Annotated in this window: 19 protein-coding genes; 5 read left to right on the top strand and 14 right to left on the bottom strand. The window is 60.9% G+C overall.

Features of this window, described 5'->3' with window-relative positions:
- The first annotated feature begins 1 nt into the window (after position 1).
- Genes V1280_RS45835 through V1280_RS45825 form a run of 3 tightly spaced genes read left to right on the top strand, consistent with a single transcriptional unit; the run spans position 2 to position 5,078 of the window.
- Complete coding sequence (locus V1280_RS45835) at positions 2–1,192, top strand: efflux RND transporter periplasmic adaptor subunit (RefSeq protein WP_334537887.1); 1,191 nt, start codon at positions 2–4, stop codon at positions 1,190–1,192.
- On the top strand, positions 1,189–4,320 hold the full coding sequence (locus V1280_RS45830; protein WP_334537885.1) for an efflux RND transporter permease subunit: 3,132 nt from the start codon (positions 1,189–1,191) through the stop codon (positions 4,318–4,320). Before V1280_RS45835 ends, V1280_RS45830 begins: the two co-directional genes overlap by 4 nt.
- Positions 4,317–5,078: a hypothetical protein gene (locus V1280_RS45825; protein WP_334537884.1), complete on the top strand. Its 762-nt coding sequence runs from the start codon at positions 4,317–4,319 to the stop codon at positions 5,076–5,078. The genes V1280_RS45830 and V1280_RS45825 overlap by 4 nt, the downstream gene beginning before the upstream one ends.
- 132 nt (positions 5,079–5,210) lie before the next feature.
- On the opposite strand, the gene V1280_RS45820 is transcribed toward V1280_RS45825, so the two are convergent.
- The 5 genes from V1280_RS45820 to iolG all read right to left on the bottom strand — a co-directional run bounded on the left by V1280_RS45820 (position 5,211) and on the right by iolG (position 10,240).
- The gene (locus tag V1280_RS45820) at positions 5,211–6,215 is read right to left on the bottom strand and encodes a substrate-binding domain-containing protein (RefSeq protein ID WP_334537882.1); all 1,005 of its coding nucleotides are present in this window, start codon (positions 6,213–6,215) and stop codon (positions 5,211–5,213) included.
- A gap of 55 nt (positions 6,216–6,270) precedes the next feature.
- On the bottom strand, positions 6,271–7,374 hold the full coding sequence (locus tag V1280_RS45815; RefSeq protein WP_334537880.1) for an ABC transporter permease: 1,104 nt from the start codon (positions 7,372–7,374) through the stop codon (positions 6,271–6,273).
- A complete protein-coding gene (locus tag V1280_RS45810; protein WP_334537878.1) occupies positions 7,364–8,104 on the bottom strand; it encodes an ATP-binding cassette domain-containing protein in 741 nt (246 codons plus the stop codon). Before V1280_RS45810 ends, V1280_RS45815 begins: the two co-directional genes overlap by 11 nt.
- Positions 8,105–8,345: 241 nt before the next feature.
- Positions 8,346–9,155, bottom strand: a complete 810-nt coding sequence (locus V1280_RS45805) for an SDR family oxidoreductase (protein WP_334537876.1) — start codon at positions 9,153–9,155, stop codon at positions 8,346–8,348.
- 80 nt (positions 9,156–9,235) lie between these two features.
- A complete protein-coding gene (iolG, locus tag V1280_RS45800; protein ID WP_334537874.1) occupies positions 9,236–10,240 on the bottom strand; it encodes an inositol 2-dehydrogenase in 1,005 nt (334 codons plus the stop codon).
- 224 nt (positions 10,241–10,464) lie between these two features.
- Here iolG and V1280_RS45795 point away from each other — a divergent pair, with 224 nt between their 5' ends.
- Positions 10,465–11,337: a MurR/RpiR family transcriptional regulator gene (locus tag V1280_RS45795; RefSeq protein ID WP_334537872.1), complete on the top strand. Its 873-nt coding sequence runs from the start codon at positions 10,465–10,467 to the stop codon at positions 11,335–11,337.
- An 81-nt stretch (positions 11,338–11,418) separates the two neighbouring features.
- On the opposite strand, the gene V1280_RS45790 is transcribed toward V1280_RS45795, so the two are convergent.
- From V1280_RS45790 to iolD, 4 genes are all read right to left on the bottom strand, one after another.
- Positions 11,419–12,489: a Gfo/Idh/MocA family protein gene (locus V1280_RS45790; protein ID WP_334537870.1), complete on the bottom strand. Its 1,071-nt coding sequence runs from the start codon at positions 12,487–12,489 to the stop codon at positions 11,419–11,421.
- Positions 12,490–12,537: 48 nt separating this feature from the next.
- On the bottom strand, positions 12,538–13,512 hold the full coding sequence (locus V1280_RS45785) for a Gfo/Idh/MocA family oxidoreductase (RefSeq protein WP_334537867.1): 975 nt from the start codon (positions 13,510–13,512) through the stop codon (positions 12,538–12,540).
- A 97-nt stretch (positions 13,513–13,609) separates the two neighbouring features.
- Positions 13,610–14,509, bottom strand: coding sequence for a myo-inosose-2 dehydratase (iolE, locus tag V1280_RS45780; protein WP_334537865.1), 900 nt, complete (start codon positions 14,507–14,509; stop codon positions 13,610–13,612).
- Between the two features lie 5 nt (positions 14,510–14,514).
- On the bottom strand, positions 14,515–16,386 hold the full coding sequence (gene iolD, locus V1280_RS45775; RefSeq protein ID WP_334537863.1) for a 3D-(3,5/4)-trihydroxycyclohexane-1,2-dione acylhydrolase (decyclizing): 1,872 nt from the start codon (positions 16,384–16,386) through the stop codon (positions 14,515–14,517).
- Positions 16,387–16,559: 173 nt separating this feature from the next.
- Here iolD and V1280_RS45770 point away from each other — a divergent pair, with 173 nt between their 5' ends.
- Positions 16,560–17,705: a Gfo/Idh/MocA family protein gene (locus V1280_RS45770; RefSeq protein WP_334537860.1), complete on the top strand. Its 1,146-nt coding sequence runs from the start codon at positions 16,560–16,562 to the stop codon at positions 17,703–17,705.
- A 425-nt stretch (positions 17,706–18,130) separates the two neighbouring features.
- Here V1280_RS45770 and V1280_RS45765 read toward each other — a convergent pair whose 3' ends face one another.
- From V1280_RS45765 to V1280_RS45745, 5 genes are all read right to left on the bottom strand, one after another.
- Positions 18,131–19,282 carry an OpgC domain-containing protein gene (locus V1280_RS45765; RefSeq protein ID WP_334537858.1) on the bottom strand — a complete coding sequence of 384 codons (1,152 nt, stop codon included), beginning with the start codon at positions 19,280–19,282 and terminating at the stop codon, positions 18,131–18,133.
- 210 nt (positions 19,283–19,492) lie between these two features.
- A complete protein-coding gene (locus V1280_RS45760; RefSeq protein ID WP_334537856.1) occupies positions 19,493–20,029 on the bottom strand; it encodes a hypothetical protein in 537 nt (178 codons plus the stop codon).
- Positions 20,030–20,165: 136 nt separating this feature from the next.
- Positions 20,166–20,630, bottom strand: a complete 465-nt coding sequence (locus V1280_RS45755; protein ID WP_334537854.1) for a thiamine pyrophosphate-dependent enzyme — start codon at positions 20,628–20,630, stop codon at positions 20,166–20,168.
- Between the two features lie 15 nt (positions 20,631–20,645).
- On the bottom strand, positions 20,646–21,251 hold the full coding sequence (locus V1280_RS45750; protein WP_334538620.1) for a hypothetical protein: 606 nt from the start codon (positions 21,249–21,251) through the stop codon (positions 20,646–20,648).
- Positions 21,188–21,766 (bottom strand): thiamine pyrophosphate-binding protein, encoded by a 579-nt coding sequence (locus V1280_RS45745; protein WP_334538618.1) that lies wholly within the window; start codon positions 21,764–21,766, stop codon positions 21,188–21,190. Before V1280_RS45745 ends, V1280_RS45750 begins: the two co-directional genes overlap by 64 nt.
- Positions 21,767–21,885: the final 119 nt, after the last annotated feature.

The raw sequence follows: 21,885 nt of genomic DNA, 5'->3' as shown, positions 1-21,885 counted from the left end.
GATGCTGTCCAGAAAGACTTTTCTCCTCGTCGGCACGGCTCTCGTGGTCGGAGCCGGAATCGGTGCTTATGTCCTGCACGACGCCGCGCCTGGCCATGCGGCTGAGCCCAAGCTCGCATCCAAGGCAGCACCGGCCGTTCCGGTGACGGCTGCGCATGTGCACAAGGGCGACGTGCCCATCGTGCTCGAAGGGCTCGGCACCGTGACACCGATCAACACCGCGACCATTCACACCCAGGTCCAGGGGACGCTCGACAGTGTGGATTTCGTCGAGGGGCAGAACGTGAAACGTGGCGACGTGCTGGCAAAAATCGATCCGCGCGTGTTCGAGGCACAGGTCGATCAGGCGGAGGCCGCCCTCGCCCGTGATCAGGCGGCCTTGAAGAACGCGCAAGTCAACCTCGCCCGGACGCAGCCGCTTGCCACGCGCGGATTTGCCACCCAGCAATTGCTCGACACTCAGGATTCCCAGGTGGCGCAGGGCCAGGGCACGGTCGCGCTCGACAAGGCGGCGCTGGAGGCTGCGCAAACCCAGTTGAGCTACGCCACGATCACCGCGCCCTTCGACGGGATCACCGGCATCCGCCACATCGATCCCGGCAATATCGTGCATCCAACCGACACGATCGGGCTGGTGATCCTTACGCAACTCCAGCCGATCTCGATCATTTTCACCCTGCCCTCGACCGACATTCCCGAGGTGCAGAAATCGATCGCGTCCGGCGAGGCGTCCGTCGACGCCTATGACGCGGCCAACACCCACAAGCTCGACCATGGCAGCTTGATGCTGATCGACAATCAGGTGGACGCATCGACCGGTACAGTGCGGCTGAAGGCGTCCTTTCCGAATGAGAGGAAGAATCTCTGGCCAGGATCTTTCGTCAACATCCATCTCACCGTCGCGCTCCGCCATGACGCCGTAACCGTGCCGCTGACGGCTGTTCAGCAGGGACCAGGCGGCACCTTCGTCTACGTCGTCGATGCGAACCACATCGTGAGCGCGCGCGACATCAAAGCCGGCCAGTCGCGCGAAGACAAGGTGCTGATCGACCAGGGCCTGTCGGGTGACGAAACCGTCGTCACCGCCGGTCAGTACCGGCTGAAGCCCGGGACATCGGTCGAGGTCGTCCCCGACAATCGCAAGGACATGGTCCAGAACGCCACCACCGCAAGCGCAGGTATGCTGCCATGAGCATCTCCCAAGGAATCTCCCGAGGCTTTATTCGCAACCCCGTCGCCACGGCCTTCCTCGCAATCGGCATCACGCTGATCGGCCTGGTTGCCTTCTTCAGGCTGCCCGTCTCGGCCCTGCCGGCGGTCGACACGCCAACGATCCAGGTCACCGCGCAACTGCCCGGCGCAGATCCTCAGACCATGGGATCCTCGGTCGCCACGCCATTGGAGCGCCAGTTCGGGCAGATCGCGGGCCTGACCGCCATGACCTCGTCGAGCGGCTTCGGCAACACTGAGATCACCCTGCAATTCGCACTGAACCGCAGCACCGACGCGGCCGCTCAGGACGTGCAGGCCGCGATCAATGCGGCGGCCGGGCAATTGCCGAAAACCATGCCGTCGCCGCCGATCTTCCGGAAGGTCAATCCGGCCGACGTGCCGGTGCTCCTGATCGCGCTGACGTCAGACACCGAGCCGCTCACCAAGGTCGACGACTATGCCGACAGCATCCTGGCGCAGAAACTGTCGCAGGTGCCAGGCGTGTCATTGGTCACGATCGGCGGCATGCAGAAACCGTCGATCCGCGTCCAGGTTAATCCGGCGAAGCTCGCCGCGGCAGGCATCGATCTCGAGCAATTGCGCGCGACGCTCGGCAACGTCACCGTCAACCAGCCCAAGGGCGTGCTCTACGGCGATCAGCAGGCCTATACGCTCGCGACCAACGACCAGGTGCTGACCGCCAAGGGCTATGACGATCTGATCATCGCCTATCGGAACGGCGCACCGGTCCGACTGCGTGACATCGGCCATGCCGAAGTCGCGGCGGAGGATTTGACGCTGCACGGCTGGTACAACGACAAGCCGTCAGTGATCCTCGCCATTCAGCGCCAGCCGGGCGCTAACGTGATCAGCACGGTGGACGGCATCAAGAAGCTGCTGCCGCAACTGGTCGCGGGCCTGCCTTCGGATATCAAGGTCACGATCGCATCGGATCGGACGCAGACCATCCGCGCCAGCGTCGCCGACGTGCAGTTCACGCTGCTCCTGACCATCGCACTCGTGGTCGGCGTCATCTTCCTGTTCCTGCGCAATTTCTGGGCGACCGTCATTCCCGCGATTTCGGTGCCGATCTCGCTGATCGGCACGTTCGGCGTCATGTATCTCCTGAACTACAGCCTCGACAATCTGTCGCTCATGGGGCTTTCGATCGCGGTCGGCTTCGTCGTCGACGATGCCATCGTCATGATCGAGAACATCTCGCGGCATATCGAAGAGGGATTGTCGCCGCTGGAGGCCGCGCTGAAGGGCGCCGGTGAGATCGCCTTCACCATCATATCGATTTCGGTGTCGCTGGTGGCGGTGTTCATTCCCCTGCTCCTGATGGGTGGCGTGATCGGACGGATGTTCCAGGAGTTCGCGGTCACCGTGTGCGTCGCGATCGCCGTCTCCGTCGTCGTCTCGGTGACGTTGACACCGATGATGTGCGCCTACCTGCTCTCCGACCACGGCAGGGGTCCGGGCGTAATATCGCGAACGCTGGAACGCGGATTCGTGGCGATCCAGCGCGGCTATGAGGCTGTTCTGTCCGTCGCGTTGCGCTTCAAGCTGGCGACGCTGGTGGTCATGCTTGCGAGCGTTGTGGCGACGGGCGTGCTGTTCGCTGGCATTCCGAAAGGATTCTTTCCCCAGCAGGACACCGGCATGATCACCGGCATCACGGAAGCTTCGGCCGACGTCTCACCAACGCAGATGGCGGAGCTGCAGCGGAGCGTGATCGACGTGATCGCGACGGACCCTTCGGTCGCCAACGCCACGGGTTATATCGGCCCGGGCGGGCCTACCGTGACCGAGAACAACGGCCGTCTGTTCGTGCTGCTGAAGCCGCGGAACGAGCGCCAGTATAGCGCCGACGAGGTGATCCGGCAGCTCGATACCAAGCTCGCCAAGCTTCAGGGGATCGCAGTCTTCATGCAGGCGACGCAGGACATCAATCTCGCCAGCCGACTGTCCAAGACTCAGTACCAGTTCACGCTCACGGATGTGAACCAGGACGAGCTGAACAGCTGGGCCGGCAAGCTGTTCGAGAAACTGAAAAAGCGGCCGGAGCTCGCCGACGTCGCCGGCGACCAGGCCAACGCCGCGCGCCAGCTCAAGCTCAAGATCGACCGCGATGCCGCCTCCCGCCTCGGCATCGATCCGGCGGCGGTAGACAATACGCTGTACGACGCGTTTGGCCAGCGTCACGTCGCCCAACTTTTCACCACGCTGAACACTTACTACGTGATCCTCGAGGTGGATCCGTCATTCCAAACCGGCCCCTACGCGCTCAACCGCATTTACGTCCGCTCATCGAACGGATCGATGGTGCCGCTCGGTCAGTTCACGACCATCGAATATGGCTCGGCGGCACTGGCGGTGAACCATCAGAACCAGTTTCCGTCGGTCACGTTGAGCTTCAACCTGTCGCCCGGCACAGCGGTCGGCACGGCAGTCGCCGCCGTGCAGCAGGAGACGGCCTCGCTGCATATGCCTTCGACCATTGCGACGAGCTTCCAGGGCAACGCCCAGGCTTTCCAGTCTGCGCTCGCCTCCACGCCCGTCCTGATCCTGGCAGCGATTATCGCGGTCTATCTGATCCTCGGCATGCTCTATGAAAGCACGATCCATCCGGTCACGATCCTGTCGACGCTGCCATCCGCCGGGCTCGGCGCGCTCATGGCGCTCTGGACTTTCGGCTTCGGGCTCGACGTCATCGGGCTGATCGGGATCGTTCTGCTGATCGGCCTCGTGCAAAAGAACGGCATCATGCTGATCGATTTCGCGCTTCACGCCGAGCGCCATCGGGGACTTTCGACTGAGCAGTCCGCACTGGAGGCCTGCAAGGCCAGATTCCGTCCGATCCTGATGACCACCATGTGCGCAATGCTCGGCGGCGTTCCGCTGATGATCGGCACGGGAACCGGATCGGAATTGCGGCAACCGCTCGGCTTCGCGATCGTCGGCGGCCTGATCGTTTCCCAGCTCTTGACGCTGTTCACGACGCCGGTGGTCTACATCTACCTCCAGAACGTCAGCGACTGGTTCGCACGCAAGCGCGCGGCGCGTCGCTCTCCCCGTCCCGCTGTCAATCCGGAGCTAGCAGGATGAACGCCGAGACGAAGGATGACGTGAGGGCCCGGAATGGCACGCTGTCGGTCCGCACGCGTATCGTCCCAGAGCTCACGGCCGCGTTCTGGTGTTACTGGTTCCTCGCTGCCATGGCGGGCGAGATCGAGGGCCGTTCGCTCAGTCATATCTACCTTCACCGCTCGGGGCGAGTGATCGTCGCGCTGTTGCTGTGCTTCCTTGCGATGTCGATATTGCAGGGAGCGACCCGGCGGTTTCCGCGGACAATGTTCTGGTCCACCACATTCTTGCTCAGTCTCTTGGGTGCGGTGCTGGCAAAGACGGCCGACATCTCGATGGGAGGCGGCGACATCGGTGCGATTCTGCTGATAGCCATCCTGCTCATATTCTCGTTCGTGATCTGCTATCGCCTCACGGGAAACCTGCCAGGGCCGACAGACCGCTCCAATGTTCGCGGCTTCTTCTGGATCACGGCACTACTGGCCCAAACCGCCGCCAGCGCATGCGCGGACTGGATCATCGACCGCGGCGGCCCGTCGGAGCGTCTGGCGATCGCCGTGATCACGCTTGGCATCGCAGCGACCATCGGGCTCTATTTTTCGACGCGGATGCCGCGTTCGATATTGTTTTGGTCCGCTTTCGTCCTGTCAGGGACCGTCGCCGCACTCGGAGGACACCTCGTTCCGAGATCAATCGAATTTAGTGGGCAGAATGCAGCACTTCTTGCGACCGCAGCAGCCGCAAAGTCCTTCTACCCAACAGACCGCTTCTCGGGTTGATGTGCCACCAGTCAGCTAAAGCGGCCTGACCGTTGGCGATTTTCCACAAAGGTCAGCCTCACGTTCCAAGATTGACAGTGGTGTCGATGAGGAGGCAGCGGGCTGGATCTCCCAGCTGCCCCCAAGCACGGACTACTTCGCGATGCAAGTATCGACGTTCTTGGTTGTGCAAACATCAAGGCCCGTATAGGTCGGATCTTTAGGCGGAGCTTTGCCTTCCTTGACGTCCTTCAAAGCGAACATGGTCTTGTAGCCCATTTCGAACGGACGCTGGCCTACTTGGCCGAGCGAGAATCCTTCCTTCATCTGGTCGATCTGAACCGGCAGCGTGTCGGCAACCACCAACGCAAGATCCATCTTGGCGATTTTGTCCTTGTAGGGCGTGACCGCAGCACGGTTAGCGTCCGGCACGAATTGCGGGAAGCCGCCCGTCGGCGTGAACGCGTCGAGGCTCGGGTTCTTTGCCATGGTGTCCTGGAATTGCTGCACCGACAGCGGAAAATCGTCGTTGGTGTAGAGCGGGCAGCCGTCGATCTCCTTCCAGCCATTCTGTCCGGTCAACCGTTCTCCGGGCGATTGGGCAGCCTCCTTGCCCGCCAGCGTGTCACGGATGCCCTTCATGCGCTCGTTGTGGTTAGCCGCTGCTGCGCCGCCGGACTGGATGCAGATCGAGCCGCCCTTCGGCTTGATGGTCTGCACGATCTTGGCAATGTTGACGCCAATCTCGTAGTTATGGGTGCCAATATAGGCAAGGCGCAGGTCCTTGTTCTCGGGCAGCAAGTCCGAGTCCCAGGTCAGCACGGGAATGCCGGCACTCTTGGCGGCCTGCAACGCAACCGCCATCGCAGCCGCGTTGGACGGTGACACGGCGATGCCGTCCACCTTCTTTGCGACGAGGTCCTGCACGATCTGCACCTGCTCCTCGCCACCACCATGCTCGCCGGGGCCGATATACATGCATTGGAAGGCCCCCTTGGACTCGGCCTCCGCCTTCTTGCAGCCGTCGCGCGCCTGGTCGAAGAACGGATTGTTCATGTTCTTGGGAACGAGCGCAAAAGTGAACTTCTGCTGCGCGCAGGCTTGTCCTCCCATCAGCGCTGAAAACGCGACGGCCGCCATCAGAATATGCTTGTTCACGTGTCTCCTCCATGTTTGTTGACGCCAACCCTCCGCCCCTTTTGTGGTCGGATTCCTAGCCACGCTTCCAGGCAACCCACTCGCGGACCGTAGCAACAAGCGACGTTCCGCTCGTCTGCATGCCCAGAAGCACGGCAATAACGATGAACATTCCAACGAAGGCGCCCTGCCAGTTCGAGTCGATGCCGGCCATCAGAAGCGCGTTGCGGATCACTTCGAGAAAGGCAGAGCCTATCACGGCCCCGAATGCGGTTCCGTAGCCGCCCATCAGGTTGGCACCGCCAATGACGGTGCCGGCGATAACGCGAAGCTCGTAGCCGGTGCCCATCGCGTTGATGGCTGAGCCGCTGTAGCCGAGGAGCAGCAGCGAAGCGACAGAGGCGGTGAAAGACGAAAACACATACGCCTGGAACTTGATCCAGTCGACCGGCACACCGGTCAGGCGCGCAGCGTTCTCGTTGGAGCCAATCGCATAGAGGTGACGCGCCCACGCCGTAAAGATGAAGATGGCACCGACGATGAGGGCAAGGATCACCATGACCCAAAAATGGGAGGAGAACTCCGGTATCCAGCGCGGTGCCCAGCCGGCCGGCGCATGCAGCGGCCATTTCGCCTGGCCGATCGCCCTGACGATCGGCGCGTCTGGGCCAAACTGGTAGAGCATCTGATTCCCGGAGATCACGACGGCGAGCGAGCGCGCGATCGACAGCATACCAAGCGTGACGACGAAGGACGGCATACCAACATAGGCAACGAAGAAGCCATTGAAGGCTCCACATGCCAATCCCGCCAAAAGCCCGGCCGCGAAGGCGACGTACCAGGAATAGTGCCAGGTCAGCAGCAACCCGGTGACGATGGCGACCAGCCCCATCACCGAGCCGACGGACAGATCGATACCTCCCGTGATGATGACCACAGTCATGCCGAGGCTCATGATCGCAAGCGGAGCGAAGTTGCGCGTGACGTTCGTCGCGTTGTCGGCCGTGCCGAAGGTCGGCTCCAACCACGTCATGAAGACCACCAGAGCCAAAAGCGCGACCGCTACCCAGAACGCCTGACTTGCCATCAGGCGCTGGAGGGTGGTCTGCTCACGAACTCCGACGACGTCACTGATTGCGGCGTGCGTTTCTTCTATTGCTTTGGCGACACTAGGCTTCACGGATCGCTCCCGTAATCAGGCCGGTGATCTGCTCCGGTGAGGTCGCCGCGGTCTCCTTGTCGGCAACCTTTGAGCCGCGCCGAAGGACAATGATGCGGTCGCAGACCGTAAACACGTCGGGCATGCGGTGGCTGATCAGCATCACCGATACTCCCCGAGATTTCAGCCGGCGGATGAGCTCGAGCACTTCGGCGACCTGTCGTACAGAAATGGCCGCGGTCGGCTCGTCCATCAGGACGAGCTTGGCATTGGACAGCCGGGCCCGGGCGATCGCAACAGCCTGGCGCTGTCCCCCTGACATCTTCTTCACGAGGTCGCGGGGACGCGTTTCCGATTTGAGTTCCGCGAAGAGCTCGCCGGCGCGCTTGATCATCGCCTGCTTGTCGAGGATGCGAAGCGGCCAGATCCCCTGCTTGATTTCGCGTCCGAGGAAGACGTTCTCCGCTGCGGTCAGATTGTCGGCAAGCGCGAGCTCCTGATAGACAACCTCGATGCCCTCAGCCCGGGCCTCGATCGGTCTGTGGAAATGGCATGCCTTGCCATCAACGACGACGGCCCCCTCGGTCGGCGGGAAGTTTCCGGCAATCAGTTTTACCATGGTCGATTTGCCGGCGCCGTTGTCGCCCATCAACCCGACCACCTCCCCCGCATCGATCGAAAAGCTGACGTCATGCAGTGCTCGAATGGCACCAAAGCTCTTCGAGATGCTCCGCACATCAAGCAAAGCCACGCGTTCCCTCCATCGTGCGGTGGCAGCTCTGTCCGGCCGCCTCACCTCTCCGATCCATGCAATTAATATTGCACAAATCGCAATCTCGCAACATCTATTTCATGCGCATTGCATGAGCGCTCGTTGCGGCTTGAGCGAAACGATTGGACATCGGGAGTGCGCGAGACCACATCGCGCTTGCCTGGCGCGATGCCATACCCGCGCCTGCACATTTTCAGAAAAGCCTCTGGCCCTGAATTTCTCAGAGCGGCGTTTCGGGCTGCGGTGACGTATCGTATGCGCCCCAGATACTTTGGTCGAAATTGATCGTGGCTCCCGTCATCATGCCAGACTCATCACAGGACAAGAACGCGACGGCGCGCGCCACCTCGATGGGATCGAGCAACCGACCAAAGGGTTGTCGCGCGGCGGCTTCCTCGAGCCAGTCCGCAGTACGGCCGTGAAAGACCTGCTGCGTGTTGAATTCGCCTTCCGAGGCCATCCATCCAATGTTGAGACCATTCACGCGGATGCGATTGCGCAACAGCGCGTGGGCCGCATTTCTCGTCAGAGTGTCAAGAGCCCCTTTCGATGCGCAATATGCAGCTATGAAGGATTGGCCACCCATCGCCGACATCGACGAGATGTTGACGATCGTGCCCTGCACCCTGTCGCGGCGCATGAGTTTGATCGCGTCCTGCATGAGGAAGAAGGGCGCGCGCGTGTTGATGGCGAAAATCTTATCGAACAGTTCGGGGGTCGTATCGATGATCGTGCCGCGACTCGTGTCACCCGCGGCGTTGACCAGGGCGTCGACGCGCCCGAAGGCTCTGTCCGCCTCAGCCACGACTCTGGCGCAATCCTCGATCTTTGTGAGGTCAGCGCGCACAAATACGACTGCCGCGCCTGTCGCTGCGGCGATCGCGTCGGCCTTCGCTCGGCCCTTCGCCTCGTCACGACCACACGTTACGATGCCTTTGGCACCACGCTCGGCGAACAGTTTGGCGATGGCGGCACCGAGTCCCTGCGTACCGCCGGTGACGATCGCGATCTTTCCATGCATCGACGTCATTCAAGTTTCCCAACGGTTGGTGAGAGCGCTGCTGAGCTTGCCCCTACTGCTCGACACCCGTAAGCAGGTCCCATTCAAGGTCATCCGATATCGCGGACCTCAACCTTCTTGCCGGTCCTGGCAGACTCGACGGCAGCCTCGGCGAGCACGAGTGCGCGGTAACCGTCGTCAAATGTCGCCTGGATCGGCCGACCATCGCGAACAGCCGCAATAAATGCGGCGATCTCGGCTCGATAGGCCTCTGCGTAGCGCTCGATAAAGAAGTTGAGGTAGGGCTCGGCCGCATCAGTCGTGGTCGATCCGTAAACCTTCAGCTCGTGCGCCTTCTTGTTGTCAGAGATGATCATCCCCTCGCTGCCAAACAGCTCGATCCGCTGATCGTAGCCGAAGGTTGCGCGTCGGGAGTTGTTGATATGACACAGCTTTCCATCAGCAGTGCGCATGATCACCATGATGGAATCGAAGTCGCCAAAATCGGATCCGATGGTGGGATCAACGAGCGCGCTGCCGGTCGCGAAGACCTCGGTCGGTTCGTCGTTCAACATGAAACGCGCCACATCAAAATCGTGGATCGTCATGTCACGGAATATACCGCCCGAGACCGCAGTGTAACCTCGCGGTGGCATCCCGGGATCGCGCGACGTGATGACGACTTGCTCAAGTTTCCCGATCTTGCCCGCTGCGCGGGCGTCGTGCGCGGCCCGGTGCCCGGGGTCGAAGCGGCGATTGAAGCCGATCTGAATTGGTACCTTGTAACCTTCAATGGCCTTGCGGCATGCTCGTACCCGATCGAGACTGAGATCAATCGGCTTCTCGCACAAGATCGCCTTGCCGGCCTTTGCAGCGAGCTCTATCAGATCGGCATGCGTGGCAGTCGACGTCGCGATCAGAACCGCGTCGGCCTTATCAACCGCATCTTCCGCACTTGTGCTTACCGTGCAGCCATTCGCTCTGGCGACCGCCTCGGCAGCAGCTCCGTTCGGATCGAATACCGTCTCCAGGCGAGCGCCGTTCGCCTGGGCTAGATTCTGAGCATGCAGGACGCCGATGCGCCCGCATCCGAGCAATGCAAATTTGATCGCCACCGTTCCTCCCGCCGACACATGTTCGATTTACTTGCAAGAGTTATTGCAGATGTGCAAAACTGTCAATAATTGTTCTTTGGCGTCGTCGATGATTCTGCGCCACCACGATGTTAGTGCGAGGCCACGTGAGTCCCTTGGGTCTTAGTCCGTCGTCAACGGTCAGGCTCCGAACGGGAACGACGTTGTCGGCATTCGCGATGAAACCAATAGTGAGAGCACCTTAAATGCAGGACGTGAAGACACCGGAAGACTATGAGGAATTGATCCGTGTCATCCACGATCGCCATGATGACATGAGCAAGTCTTATCAAAAGATTGCCGTTTATCTGACCCAGAACCCGAACGATGTCGCGGTCCTATCGGTAAACGCTATCGCCGATCGCTGCGGCATCCACGCCTCAAGCTTCGTGCGCTTCGCCCAGTCACTCGGCTATGAAGGTTTCAAGGAGCTTCAGGCCTTATTTCAACGGCGCCTGTCAACCGCCGCTCCGGGTTTCGAGGCACGCATCAAAGCTCTCGACATCGAGTTGGGCGCCCGCGCTGATCGCAGCGAAGTTGGTTTCCTGCGCGACCTGGTGGTCCGTGACATCGCCTCCCTTCAGGACATGCTCGCGGACATTTCGCCGAAAGCTCTCTCGGACGCGGTGACCCTCCTTGAAAAGGCCGATTCCGTTTTTCTGATCGGCCAATTGCGTTCGGCGCCCGTCGTCGAATTCCTTCGCTACATATTGACCATGCTGAACAAGCGTTGTGTTTTGCTCGACGCAGGCGGCGGACTCGCGACACATATCGCGCGCACGATCCGCAAGAAGGACGTGCTCTTGGCCGTATCGTTCCGGTTCTACGCAAACGAGGTCGTCAATGTCGTGGACGAAGCCGGGCGCAATGGGATTCCCATCATCGCGATATCGGACAGCACACTGTCTCCGTTGGGAAAGAGCGCCCGCGTCCTGTTCGCGGTCCCAGAGCATGAGTACACGTTTTCGCGTTCCCTTGCCGCTCCGATGTGCCTTGCTCAGGCCTTGACGGTCGCGCTGGCAGCAAGACTGCAGAAGAACGACATCAATCCGCGGATTCCAACAGTTACTGGTCAATAGAACAACGCGAGCCGGCTTGCGGTAGCCCGTCGCGTTCTCGACTTTCGTCATCCGGCAGGGCGCACGCGGCCACGCAGCGCCTCATAAGACCAGTCGTCGATCGGTTGCAGAGATCATTCGCACCATGTCGGGCGTTGGATGGCGGCCACGTGGAGGAGAGGTAACGGATTGTGGCTGTCCGGTCAGGGCGGCTTTTTCAATTGCGACCAGCGCGCGCAAGTCCGCCAGGCCCTCCTCACCATCAGCCTCGGGCGGCGTTCCAGCCTTGATACAATCCGAGAAGTATTCTACCTGCGCACCAAAGTGGTCGATCTGCGGAAAGCTGGTTTCTCGGACATCGCCGTCGCGGCGCAGGCGCAGCTTTGTTGCAGTCTCGAGCCTGAAGCCGGGGTCGAGTTCGAGATCGCCCGACGTTCCGACGACCCGATAAGTGTCGACGGGGGCGGCCCCGAAGCTGGCGACGAATTGCGCCAAACCGCCTGAAGGAAAACGCAGCAAGGCTGCGACAGACGCTTCCACTTCGCGAAAGCGCGGGTCATCGATCGGCCGGTTCACCATCGCCATTGCCTCGATCGGCTCTTCAGCAAAGATGTGACGAGCCGCATTGACGCAATAAACGCCGACGTCCTGGAGCGGGCCACCCCAACTCGCAGCTTTCAGTCTGTGGTTGCCTGCCGCCGCCTGGAAGCTGAACATCGATTGAAAGAACAGCGGTTGGCCGATCGCGCCGCTGCGGATGTGCTCGAGAACCGCGACGGTTCCTGGTTCGTTGTGGAGCCTGTACGCCGTCATCAGAAACACGCCGGCTTCACGCGCAGCGGTGATCATGGCGAGAGCATCATGTTCGCTTGTCGCCAACGGCTTCTCGACCAAGACGTGCTTGCCGGCCCGAGCGGCGCGAATTGCGTAGTCTGCATGCAAGTCGTTGGGCAGAGCAATATACACCGCGTCGATCTCAGAGCTTCTTAGAAGGGCATCGTATCCGTCATAGTCGACGATCCGGCCGACACCATAGAAATCCGCCAACCGGGCGGCCTTGTCCCGATCGCCCGTCACGATCGCGCTGACCTTTGAGTTTCCGGACTGCGCGACCCCTGGCAGAAAGGCTTGTTGCGAGATCCAGCCCGCGCCGACAACTGCATACTTGATCATCGTTTCCTCTCCCGGGTCTCGCGTGCAACGGCGTTCGCTTGCTATCGGTCAGTCATACAAGGGAGGACGCGGTCCATATTTCAGGGTTGCCACACCCCCTCCGGCGAGTGCCCCAGCGATTTGCTCCGCGATGGCCGAGGCGACATAGCCATCCCATGCGCTCGCTCCGACCGAGCCTCCGGCTTTCACTGCACTGACCCAATCAGCCATCTGCCTGCGGTATGCCTCTTCGAACCTGGGGACCCAATTGTCCGGATACGAAAGACCACCAGCTCGGTCTCTGTTCAGCAGCGTCAGCGATGCCGGAGCCAGAGATATCGTGCCTTGCCGACCTACCAACTCGACGTGGACGTGATAGCCGTAGCTGGCGTTTACGAAAACCTCAGTCGAAACAAGCTCGTCCTTGTCGGTTTTCATCGTGATCATGAGGGGTTCGCCGCCCGGCCCCGCCTCCACGTGCGCGGAAACCATCTCCGATCCCAGGAGCCAACGGCTAGCGTCGATCTCGTGGACGAACGAATTCGTGATGGCCATCGGACCGTTGAACCAATCCGGCGCGCGAACGTTGCGGTGCACGTTGTGCAATAGCACGGACCCGCCCAAGGAACCGGCGTCTTTGACGCGCTTGATCTCCCGATAGCCGGGGTCAAACCGGCGCATGTATCCGACCTGAATGAGCTTACGACCCACACCAACTTCCGCCTTCACCACGTCCAGGGCATCAGCTGCCGAAGACGCCAACGGCTTTTCGCAGAGAACCGGCTTGCCCGCCGCGATGCAGGCGCGTGTCAGCGACGCATGTGTCGAATCGGGAGATGCAATCACGATCGCGTCGATCTGATCCGACGCGATCAACGATTGAGGATTTGAAAAGACGGTTGCTCCAGAGGCAACTGCCTGCGCCCGGGCCGCGTCCGCATCAAAAATCCCCGCAAGATGAACACCAGGGGTCTCGTGTCGGAGTATCCGAGCATGCTCGGCGCCCATCACACCTGTTCCAATAACTCCTATCCCGATGCTCATTTCACCTCCACCCCCAACCTCGCGCCAATATTGACCCGCCGATCCACGGCAAGACCTGAGGGGCTCCTGGAATGCGGCGACACCCGATCCGTACGGTTCATGGCACGACCTCATAACCGGCCGACGCCATCAAGCGGATCAGTTCCGCGTGCCCTTTCCTGGCCATTTCCAACGGCGGATTGATCTTCGGATCCTGCTCCGCTTCGACGACGAACCACCCCTCGTACCCATAGGACGCGAGGCGGGCGATGATCGCGACAAAGTCGAGCGAACCGTCGCCTGGTACGGTGAACGCTCCTTTCACCACCGCGTCGAGGAAACTCTCTCGCTTCCGATCGAGCTTTTCGATGACGCTGCCGCGGACGTCCTTGGTATGCACATGGCTGATGCGGGAGTGATGGTTGTCGATGACACGCAAGACGTTGCCGCCGGCAAAAGCCATGTGGCCGGCATCGAACAACAGCGGTAACGCTTCTCCCGAATTGGCCATGAGCAGGTCGAGTTCAGCTTCGGTCTCGATCGCCGCAGCCATGTGGTGATGGTAGGCGATCGGCATTCCCTGCCCCGCACACCATTCCGCGAAATCCGTCATCTTGCGTCCATATACCCTGACTTCCTCCTCAGAAAGCCTGGGTTTGGTATCGAGCGGCGCGGAGCGAACCCCCTGGATCGAACGCGCAGTTTCGCCGTAGACAATGCAGGGCGCCTTCGCCGCAATGAAGAAGTCCATCTGGGCACGAATTCGGTCTTTTTCCCGTTCAATATCGCCGTCGAGCAGAAGACCGGAGAACCAGCCGCCGCATACGGAAATGCCAAATCGGGCGAGTATCGGCCCGAGTTCCTCCATGTTCATGGGGAAGCGCCGACCGGTTTCCATTCCGGTAAAACCGGCGACACTCGCCTGGCGTAGGCACTCCTCCAGACTCACGTCATCGGACAGCTCGGCAAGATCGTCGTTCCACCAGGCAATGGGGGCAATTCCAAGTTTCGCTTTCATGCTCATCACACTCCGATGCGCTGCTTCGCGCGGATAGCTTCTTGCTGCCTGCGCGCACTTCGAACCGCCTCGCGCGAGGATACTTCGGGCACACCGACGTCCCAGTCGGCGTCGCCAGGAACCCACGAATACGCGTCCGAGCCGATCGAAAGCACCGTGGTGCGATCGTTGCCTTTGGCCCATTCAAGTGCTGCGACAAGGTCGGCGAGGCTCTCGCAACGCCGTGCAGCCGCCCCCATGGACTCAGCGTGCTTGGCAAAATCAACGTGAGGAGGATTGTCGCGATTCTGAACTCGACAATCGGTCAACAGATTGTTGAAGCCTGGCACGCCTTTGAATTGTTGTAACCGGTTGATCACCGCAAATCCGCCGTTGTCACAGACCACAACGATCATCTTGTGACCGCTCAGAACCGTCGAGTAGATGTCGGAGTTCATCATCAAATAGGTACCGTCGCCGACCATCACGATGGGCGTGCCGCCGAGCCCGCCGGGCCCGGAATTGGCCATCGCATGGCCCCAACCAGCGGCGATCTCGTAGCCCATGCAAGAGAAGCCGAACTCGAGATCGAAGGTATTCGGCGCCTTGACGCGCCAGCCCTTTGCCACTTCGCCCGGGAGGCCGCCGGCGGCTGAAATCAAGGTATCTTTCTCGCCGGCGGACGCATTCACGGCCTGGACTATCTGCGCGTAGGTCGGCACCGGAGCATTGCTGGCGGTCTGCAATGACTCGAGCAGCGCGTCCCATTCCCTGAAGAGCATCTGGGCACGCGTCATGTGGGCTGGGTCGACGCGCCACGCGCCGAGCTCCGCGTCCAGCTCTGCAACCGTCTCGCGCGCGTCGCCCACCACCGCCAGCGCGCGATGCTTTACCGCATCGAACCTGGCCGCGTTGATCGAGATGAAGCGCGCGTCCGGGCCGAAAGCGGTCCATGAGCCCGTCGTGAAATCCTGAAGACGCGTTCCGATCGCAAGGATCACGTCGGCTTCGGCTGCGAGCGCGTTCGCTGAGGTTGAGCCGATAATTCCGATCGGGCCCGCATGGGCCGGGTGATAGTGGGTCACGGCGCCCTTGCCGGCGACGGTCTCCACAATAGGAATTCCACGGTTAACCGCGAAATCCGCGACGACATCTCCCGCCAGCGAGTAGCGCACGCCGCCGCCGGAGATGATGATGGGCTTCTTCGCGGTCTTGAGCAGCGCGGCTGCTTCCGCGAGCTTCTGACGGTCGGGACGCGCACGCGGAATGGTCCAGGTTCGAGACTCGAAGAAGACCTCGGGGTAGTCGAATGCCACCTCCTGGGTGTCCTGAGGCAGAGCGAGAAAGGCCGGGCCACAGTCGGCCGGATCGAGCATCGCGGCCACGGCCTGCGGAAGCGAAGACATGATCTGCGCGGGATGTGTGATCCGATCCCAGTAGCGTGTAACCGCCTTGAAAGCGTCGTTCACCGTAACGGTCGGGTCACCAAAATGCTCCACCTGCTGCAGAACCGGATCCGGCAGCCGGTTGGTGAACGTATCGCCAGCTATGAGAAGAAGCGGCAAGCGATTGGCGTGAGCTGTTCCCGCCGCCGTCACCATGTTCAGAGCGCCGGGGCCAATGGACGACGTCGCTACCATGATTTGCCGCCGAAGCTTGGCCTTGGCAAAACCAACGGCCGCCAACGCCATCGACTGCTCGTTCTGCCCGCGCCATGTGGGCAGACGATCCTGCACCGCCTCCAGCGCCTCGGACAGGCAGGTTACGTTCCCATGACCAAAAATACCGAACACGCCGGTGAACAGGGGCGCGCGAACACCTTCGATCTCGGTGTACTGCTGAGTCAGCCATCGCACCACGGCCTGGGCCATGGTGAGTCGGATTGTGGCGCCGGTCATGTGGTCTCCTCCCTCGACGATTTTGTGAGGAACATAACCTCTTGCATTGAATATTGACAATCATATTTTTTCGCAACAATTATTGCCAATAGCGGCAACGTCAACGACATTCGCGCTGGACTTTTGCGCTGGTCGCCTCAACTCCGGCCTCATCATGAACAGGGATTTCCGACATGACCAAACCGAAGCTTCGCATCGGTCTTATCGGTAGCGGCTTCATGGGCAAGGCGCACGCTTTCGCTTACTCCATAGCCGCGCGCGTCTTCGACCTGCCTTTCGAGCTGGAACTGCATACGATCGCTGACATCAGCGACGAGGCGGCCGCGAAAGCAGCCTCGGCCCTGGGCTTCGCGTGCGCAACCTCCGACTGGCGCTCGCTCGTGGCGGACCCAGCCATCGACGTCGTGAACATCACCACGCCCAACGTGCTCCACAAGGAAATGGCCCTGGCTGCGATTGCCGGTGGCAAACATGTCTACTGCGAGAAGCCACTGGCTCCGCTTGCGACAGACTCCCGCGAAATGGCCGAGGCCGCTGAAGCGGCCGGTGTAAAGACACAAGTCGGTTTCAATTACCTTTGTAACCCGATGCTGCAACTCGCGCGCGACATGATCGTGGCCGGAGAACTCGGCGAATTACGCGGCTACCGCGGAGTCCACGCCGAAGATTACATGGCAGACAGCGCCGGGCCGTTCACCTTCCGACATGATCCGGCTGGTGGCGGCGCGCTGGCCGACATTGGCAGCCACGCTTTGGCAACGGCCGAGTTCTTGGTGGGTCCGGCCGCTGGACCGATCACCCGGGTCATGGGAGACTGCGTGACGATGATCAAGGAGCGTTCCGACAGCAAAGGCGGCAGAAGGCGCGTCGAAGTCGACGATGTCGGGCGAGCCTTCCTCCGTTTCGCGAACGGCGCCTCCGGCTCGATCGAGGGGAATTGGATTGCGACCGGGCGGAAGATGCAACACGACTTCGAAGTCTATGGAACCAGAGGCGCCCTCGCCTTCAGCCAGGAACGATTCAACGAGTTGCATTTCTTCTCGACCGATGACCGCCGAGGCCGTCAGGGATTCCGCCGGATCGAGGCGAGCCCGGACCATCGGCCATACGGCCTGTTCTGCGTTGCGCCGGGCCACCAGCTTGGCTTCAATGACCTGAAAGCGATCGAAGCTGCAGGGTACCTTGACGCTATCGCTGGGCGTCAGCCGGAGCCATTCAACTTCCGCGCCGGCCTGCGCATCCAAACGCTCGTCGAGACCATTCAGGCCTCGAGCCGCGCGGGAACATGGAAGGACGTTCCTCGACAAATTCCTTATTGAAGGGGAGCGACGCGTAACCCAACTGCAGGCTCCAGAGCAGGGGCGTCAAGGGCCTGTGGCGTCAGTGCTTCAGGTCATCGAATTCATCGTCGGCGTCCCTATGCTGCCCATGTAAGATGACAAACATCTCCCTCTCGAATTCAAATGTCTCATCTACTGCGCAAGCATTTGCCAACGGTGGCGATGGAGGCAGAAGATGATCTACCCGGCTCTGGCAAGAGATCCGAAGAGCCGGCCCGAAAGGCTGCTTTGTCCATGTTCCGGTTCCTCCTGGGGAATGACGGCCCGCGCATGCGATACCGTCCCGAAGCTCACTACATGCGGGGGCCGGGCCCGAAATGGCGGCAGAAGCACGGCCTGGATCGATCCATGAAATCGTGAGCGCTTCATCGCAAATCGTGTTTGCAAACTCTGCCCCGCGACGCTCAGCCTGCCGCCACGACGGCCGGCTTGGCCTTCGGCGCCTTGTCGACGCGCTTCGACCAGGAGCGGTAGTACGCCAGCGCGGTCATCATCAGGATCCCGACAATGCTGACCACGATCTGCATCCAGATCGTGCCGGAGACCTCGACCAGCACGACATGTGCGGCAAAGGACAGGAATATCCCGGCGCAAAACACTTCGAGCGACTGCTGACCGCATTTGATTGCGGGCCGAAAGATCGCCCATTCCAGCGCCGGCCAATCGCGTGGCAGCAGACGAACGACGAAGAACGCGAACACGACGAAGTGCAGCAGGCGATAAGGCGCGAGGTTGGTCTTGTCGTTCGGATTGAAGGCGCCGTAGATCTCCGGCGGGATCAGTGCCCGTAGTCCGTCAAACCGGGCCGCCATCGTCATCACCAGAGCGAACAGAAGATAGCCGATGCCGAGCACCAACGCAGTCCGCGACCGGATGAACGGCATCGCCTGCCCCGATCCGCCAAGCGCAAACCAGGCTCCGAACGTGAACAGAAACTGCCATGCGAATGGATTGAAGTACCAGAGGCCGGTCGGATAGGCCGAAACGTTCCAGCCGAAGTGCCTGGCCGCTAAATAGAGCACCCCCGAAGCGGCCAGGGTCATATTGGGCCTGCGCAGCATCAGCCAGAGTATCGGCGGGAAAACGCCCATCAGCACGATGTAAAGTGGGAGTACATCCATGTTCACCGGCTTGAAGCGAAGGATCAGTCCCTCGAACAGGAACTGTGCGGGATTTGCCAGGAAGCCCCGGATGTTGAAATCGTCGGTGAAACCGGAGTTGCCAGATCTCTGCGCGATATATCCGATTTCGGCGAGATAGAGCACGAAGAGGAAAACGTGGGCGACATAGATCTGCCAGACGCGCTTCAGAAGCCTCGTCGCGCCGATGACAAACCCGCGTTCGAGCATCATCCGCGCGAAGACGAAGGCAACCGTGTAGCCGGAAATGAAGATGAAGAGATCCGCCGCATCGCTGAAACCGTAGTTGCGCGTTGTCACCCAGTTCACGATGTTATTGGGGATATGGTCGAGGAAGATTCCCCAATTTGCCACACCTCGGAACAGGTCGAGCCGGAGATCCCGGCCTTTCGTCGGCAGCGTCGCAAGAATCCTCATCGTCAACGCACCGAAGCTCTGCCCATCTCTTCCACCGACGATTGCCTGCGTGGCGCCCGGATTACGTCATCTAGAGCGTGCCCCCAAAGCATTGCGACTGGTCGCCGTGAGCGTAGCTTCCCTATGACTGCCCGTATTGGACAATCATGCGCATGTGGGATGTGAGGTCGGCAGAACGACAAGGACGAGGCTGGCAGAGCAGCCCGACTTTCAATTTGTCTCTGGAAAATGCCATTCGGTCCATGAGTCACGACGCGCGAGGCGATTGCGCGAGGCAGGTCTCGATGGTGCGCGCCTGTCCATCGGTTCAAACCAGCAGCACGCCTCGGTCGATCCCCGGAGCTCATTGGGACTGCGAACTCTTGCCGCACGAACCAATGGAATTGCCCTGGACCTCCTGTGCCTGGCTCGCACGGGTGGATGCTCGGCAACGACCGGTCGAACATCCGGCTTCGCCGCCGCGTCGACCTGTGGGGCGAGGACAGGTTGATCCGTCCTGTCATCGGGCAGACGCTCGACCAAGTCGCGGACCGGCGCCACATCGATGGATGGGGAAAAAAATGTCGGCTGGCTGGTATCCAGGACGACCTTCTCCGGCCATTTGCGCTCGGATGCAATCCGGATGGCGGCCGCGCCGGTGCTGTTCGGCCGATCGGAAAACCTGTCCGGCAGCTCCGGCAAAGACCAGCCGGCTATCAGCAGAAGAACGGCGAGTGCGCCGCCGACGACCGCAAGATATTTTGCCATGGGCAAAGCCGATGGCTGCGGCGGTTTCGGCAATCTCGATCGACCCATGACGGCAATGCTTGGCCGCTCTCAGCGTCGTGCGGCGAAGCCACACCGCTGCTGAGGGACGGCGACCTCGACTAGAGGAAATTCTCCGTCACCATTTCCCAGACGTCGCCTCCGCGACCGTGCAGGACGGCGCGAGCGGAATAGGCGCCATCCCGATTGCAGGCTCGACCTGCATGAATGGCGGCATGACGAGCTGCATCGGGTTGACGTGCACGTGCAGAAGCGCAGGTCCCGGTTGCGCCAGCCAGTCCTTGACCGCGGTCTCCAGCTCGCTCGCGTTCGAAACGGTCTGGCCCCAGAGCCCCAGCGCACGCGCAACGCCGGCGAAATTCGGATTCTTCAACTTCGTGAAGGTATCGAGCATGCCTTCCGCCTTTTGCTCGATCTCGACAAAGCCAAGCTTACCGTTGTCATAGACGGCGATCTTGATGGGCAATTCCTGTGAGACGACCGTCATCAGGTCTCCGAACAGCACCGAAATTCCACCGTCGCCTGCCATGCATATGACCTGGCGGCCGGGTTCTGCCTTCTGGAGCCCGATGGACGACGGCATGCCGTTGGCCATCGTTCAATGAAGCAGGCTCGCGAACATGCGGCGCTGCCCGTTCGCCTCGATATGGCGATAGGCCCAGGCGGCCGGGGTGCCGTCATCGGCGGTGAACAACGCATCCTTTGCCGCATGGCGACTGATCACCTGAGTCAGATAGCTTCCGGGAATACTGCCATCGTGACCGGCAGCAACCTTGGCCCGTTCGGCTTCCCGATATTTCGCATAGCGCTTCACATACGCGCTTCGGAACGAGGCGTCGCTGCGCTCGACCAGCTTCGGCAGCAAAGCCTCCAGTGTCGCCTTCACATCGCCCACGACGCCCTTCGTGATCGGATGACGCCGTCCCAGATGGGTCGGGTCGATATCGACCTGCACGATCTTGGCCTTGTCCGGGTAGAATTGCCGCCAGGCAAAGTCCGCGCCCAGCATCAGCAACGCGTCGCAGTCCAGCAAGGCGTGGTAGCCGGCCTCGTTGCCGAGCATCCCGGTCATTCCAATGTTATAGGGATTGTCAAACTCGAGAAAATCCTTGGCCCGCGACGTATGCGCAATCGGCGCCTTCAGCCTGTTGGCAACCGCGAGAATCTCCTGATGCGCCCCCTGGCAGCCTGAACCACCGTACAGGACGACGTTTTCGCTCGTGTTGAGGATCTCTGCGATCTCATCAAGATCGGTATCGTTCGGCCTGGTGACGGGCCTGCTACGTGCACCGCATAGGGGATCTTGTCATCAACGCTCGAGGCGGAGATATCCGCCGGCACGATCAGCACGGCAACACCGCGTTTCGCCAGAGCCGTCTGGCAGGCGATCACCGTCTTCCGGCGCGCCTGTTCCGGGGTATGGATCATGTCGCAGAGGACGCTGCAATCCCTGTAGACCTGCTTGAAGTCGACCTCCTGGATGAAATCGAAGCCCAGTTCATCGCGAATGATCTGACTTGCGATCAGGATGACGGGCGCACGATTGCGATTGGCCTCGAAGATCCCGTTGATGAAATGCAGGCTTCCGGGTCCGCAGCTGCCGGCAACTGCCGTCAGGCGATCGGCGAGTTGCGCCTCCGCCTGCGCGGCGAACGCTCCCGCCTCCTCGTGCCTCATCGAGATCCACTCGATCTGGCTTTTCTCGAGTGAGCGGGCGATCAGATTGAGGGTGTCGCCGACGACGCCGTAACAATGCTTGACGCCTGCGCTTTGCAGGTCTCGACAATGATATCCGCGACCAGCTTGCCCATGATATAACCCATGCTGTGACCGTTCCT

Source organism: Bradyrhizobium sp. AZCC 2230 (assembly GCF_036924495.1).
Taxonomy (GTDB): domain Bacteria; phylum Pseudomonadota; class Alphaproteobacteria; order Rhizobiales; family Xanthobacteraceae; genus Bradyrhizobium; species Bradyrhizobium rifense.
This window is presented reverse-complemented; position numbering and strand designations above follow the sequence as displayed.

Bases quoted from the DNA above. Each gene is read 5' to 3' on its own strand.
- V1280_RS45835 (WP_334537887.1), top strand. From the start codon at position 2: ATGCTGTCCAGAAAGACTTTTCTCCTCGTCGGCACGGCTCTCGTGGTC.
- V1280_RS45830 (WP_334537885.1), top strand. From the start codon at position 1,189: ATGAGCATCTCCCAAGGAATCTCCCGAGGCTTTATTCGCAACCCCGTC.
- V1280_RS45825 (WP_334537884.1), top strand. From the start codon at position 4,317: ATGAACGCCGAGACGAAGGATGACGTGAGGGCCCGGAATGGCACGCTG.
- V1280_RS45805 (WP_334537876.1), bottom strand. From the start codon at position 9,155: ATGACGTCGATGCATGGAAAGATCGCGATCGTCACCGGCGGTACGCAG.
- V1280_RS45795 (WP_334537872.1), top strand. From the start codon at position 10,465: ATGCAGGACGTGAAGACACCGGAAGACTATGAGGAATTGATCCGTGTC.
- V1280_RS45790 (WP_334537870.1), bottom strand. From the start codon at position 12,489: ATGATCAAGTATGCAGTTGTCGGCGCGGGCTGGATCTCGCAACAAGCC.
- V1280_RS45785 (WP_334537867.1), bottom strand. From the start codon at position 13,512: ATGAGCATCGGGATAGGAGTTATTGGAACAGGTGTGATGGGCGCCGAG.
- iolE (WP_334537865.1), bottom strand. From the start codon at position 14,509: ATGAAAGCGAAACTTGGAATTGCCCCCATTGCCTGGTGGAACGACGAT.
- iolD (WP_334537863.1), bottom strand. From the start codon at position 16,386: ATGACCGGCGCCACAATCCGACTCACCATGGCCCAGGCCGTGGTGCGA.
- V1280_RS45770 (WP_334537860.1), top strand. From the start codon at position 16,560: ATGACCAAACCGAAGCTTCGCATCGGTCTTATCGGTAGCGGCTTCATG.
- V1280_RS45765 (WP_334537858.1), bottom strand. From the start codon at position 19,282: ATGAGGATTCTTGCGACGCTGCCGACGAAAGGCCGGGATCTCCGGCTC.
- V1280_RS45760 (WP_334537856.1), bottom strand. From the start codon at position 20,029: ATGGCAAAATATCTTGCGGTCGTCGGCGGCGCACTCGCCGTTCTTCTG.
- V1280_RS45755 (WP_334537854.1), bottom strand. From the start codon at position 20,630: ATGCCGTCGTCCATCGGGCTCCAGAAGGCAGAACCCGGCCGCCAGGTC.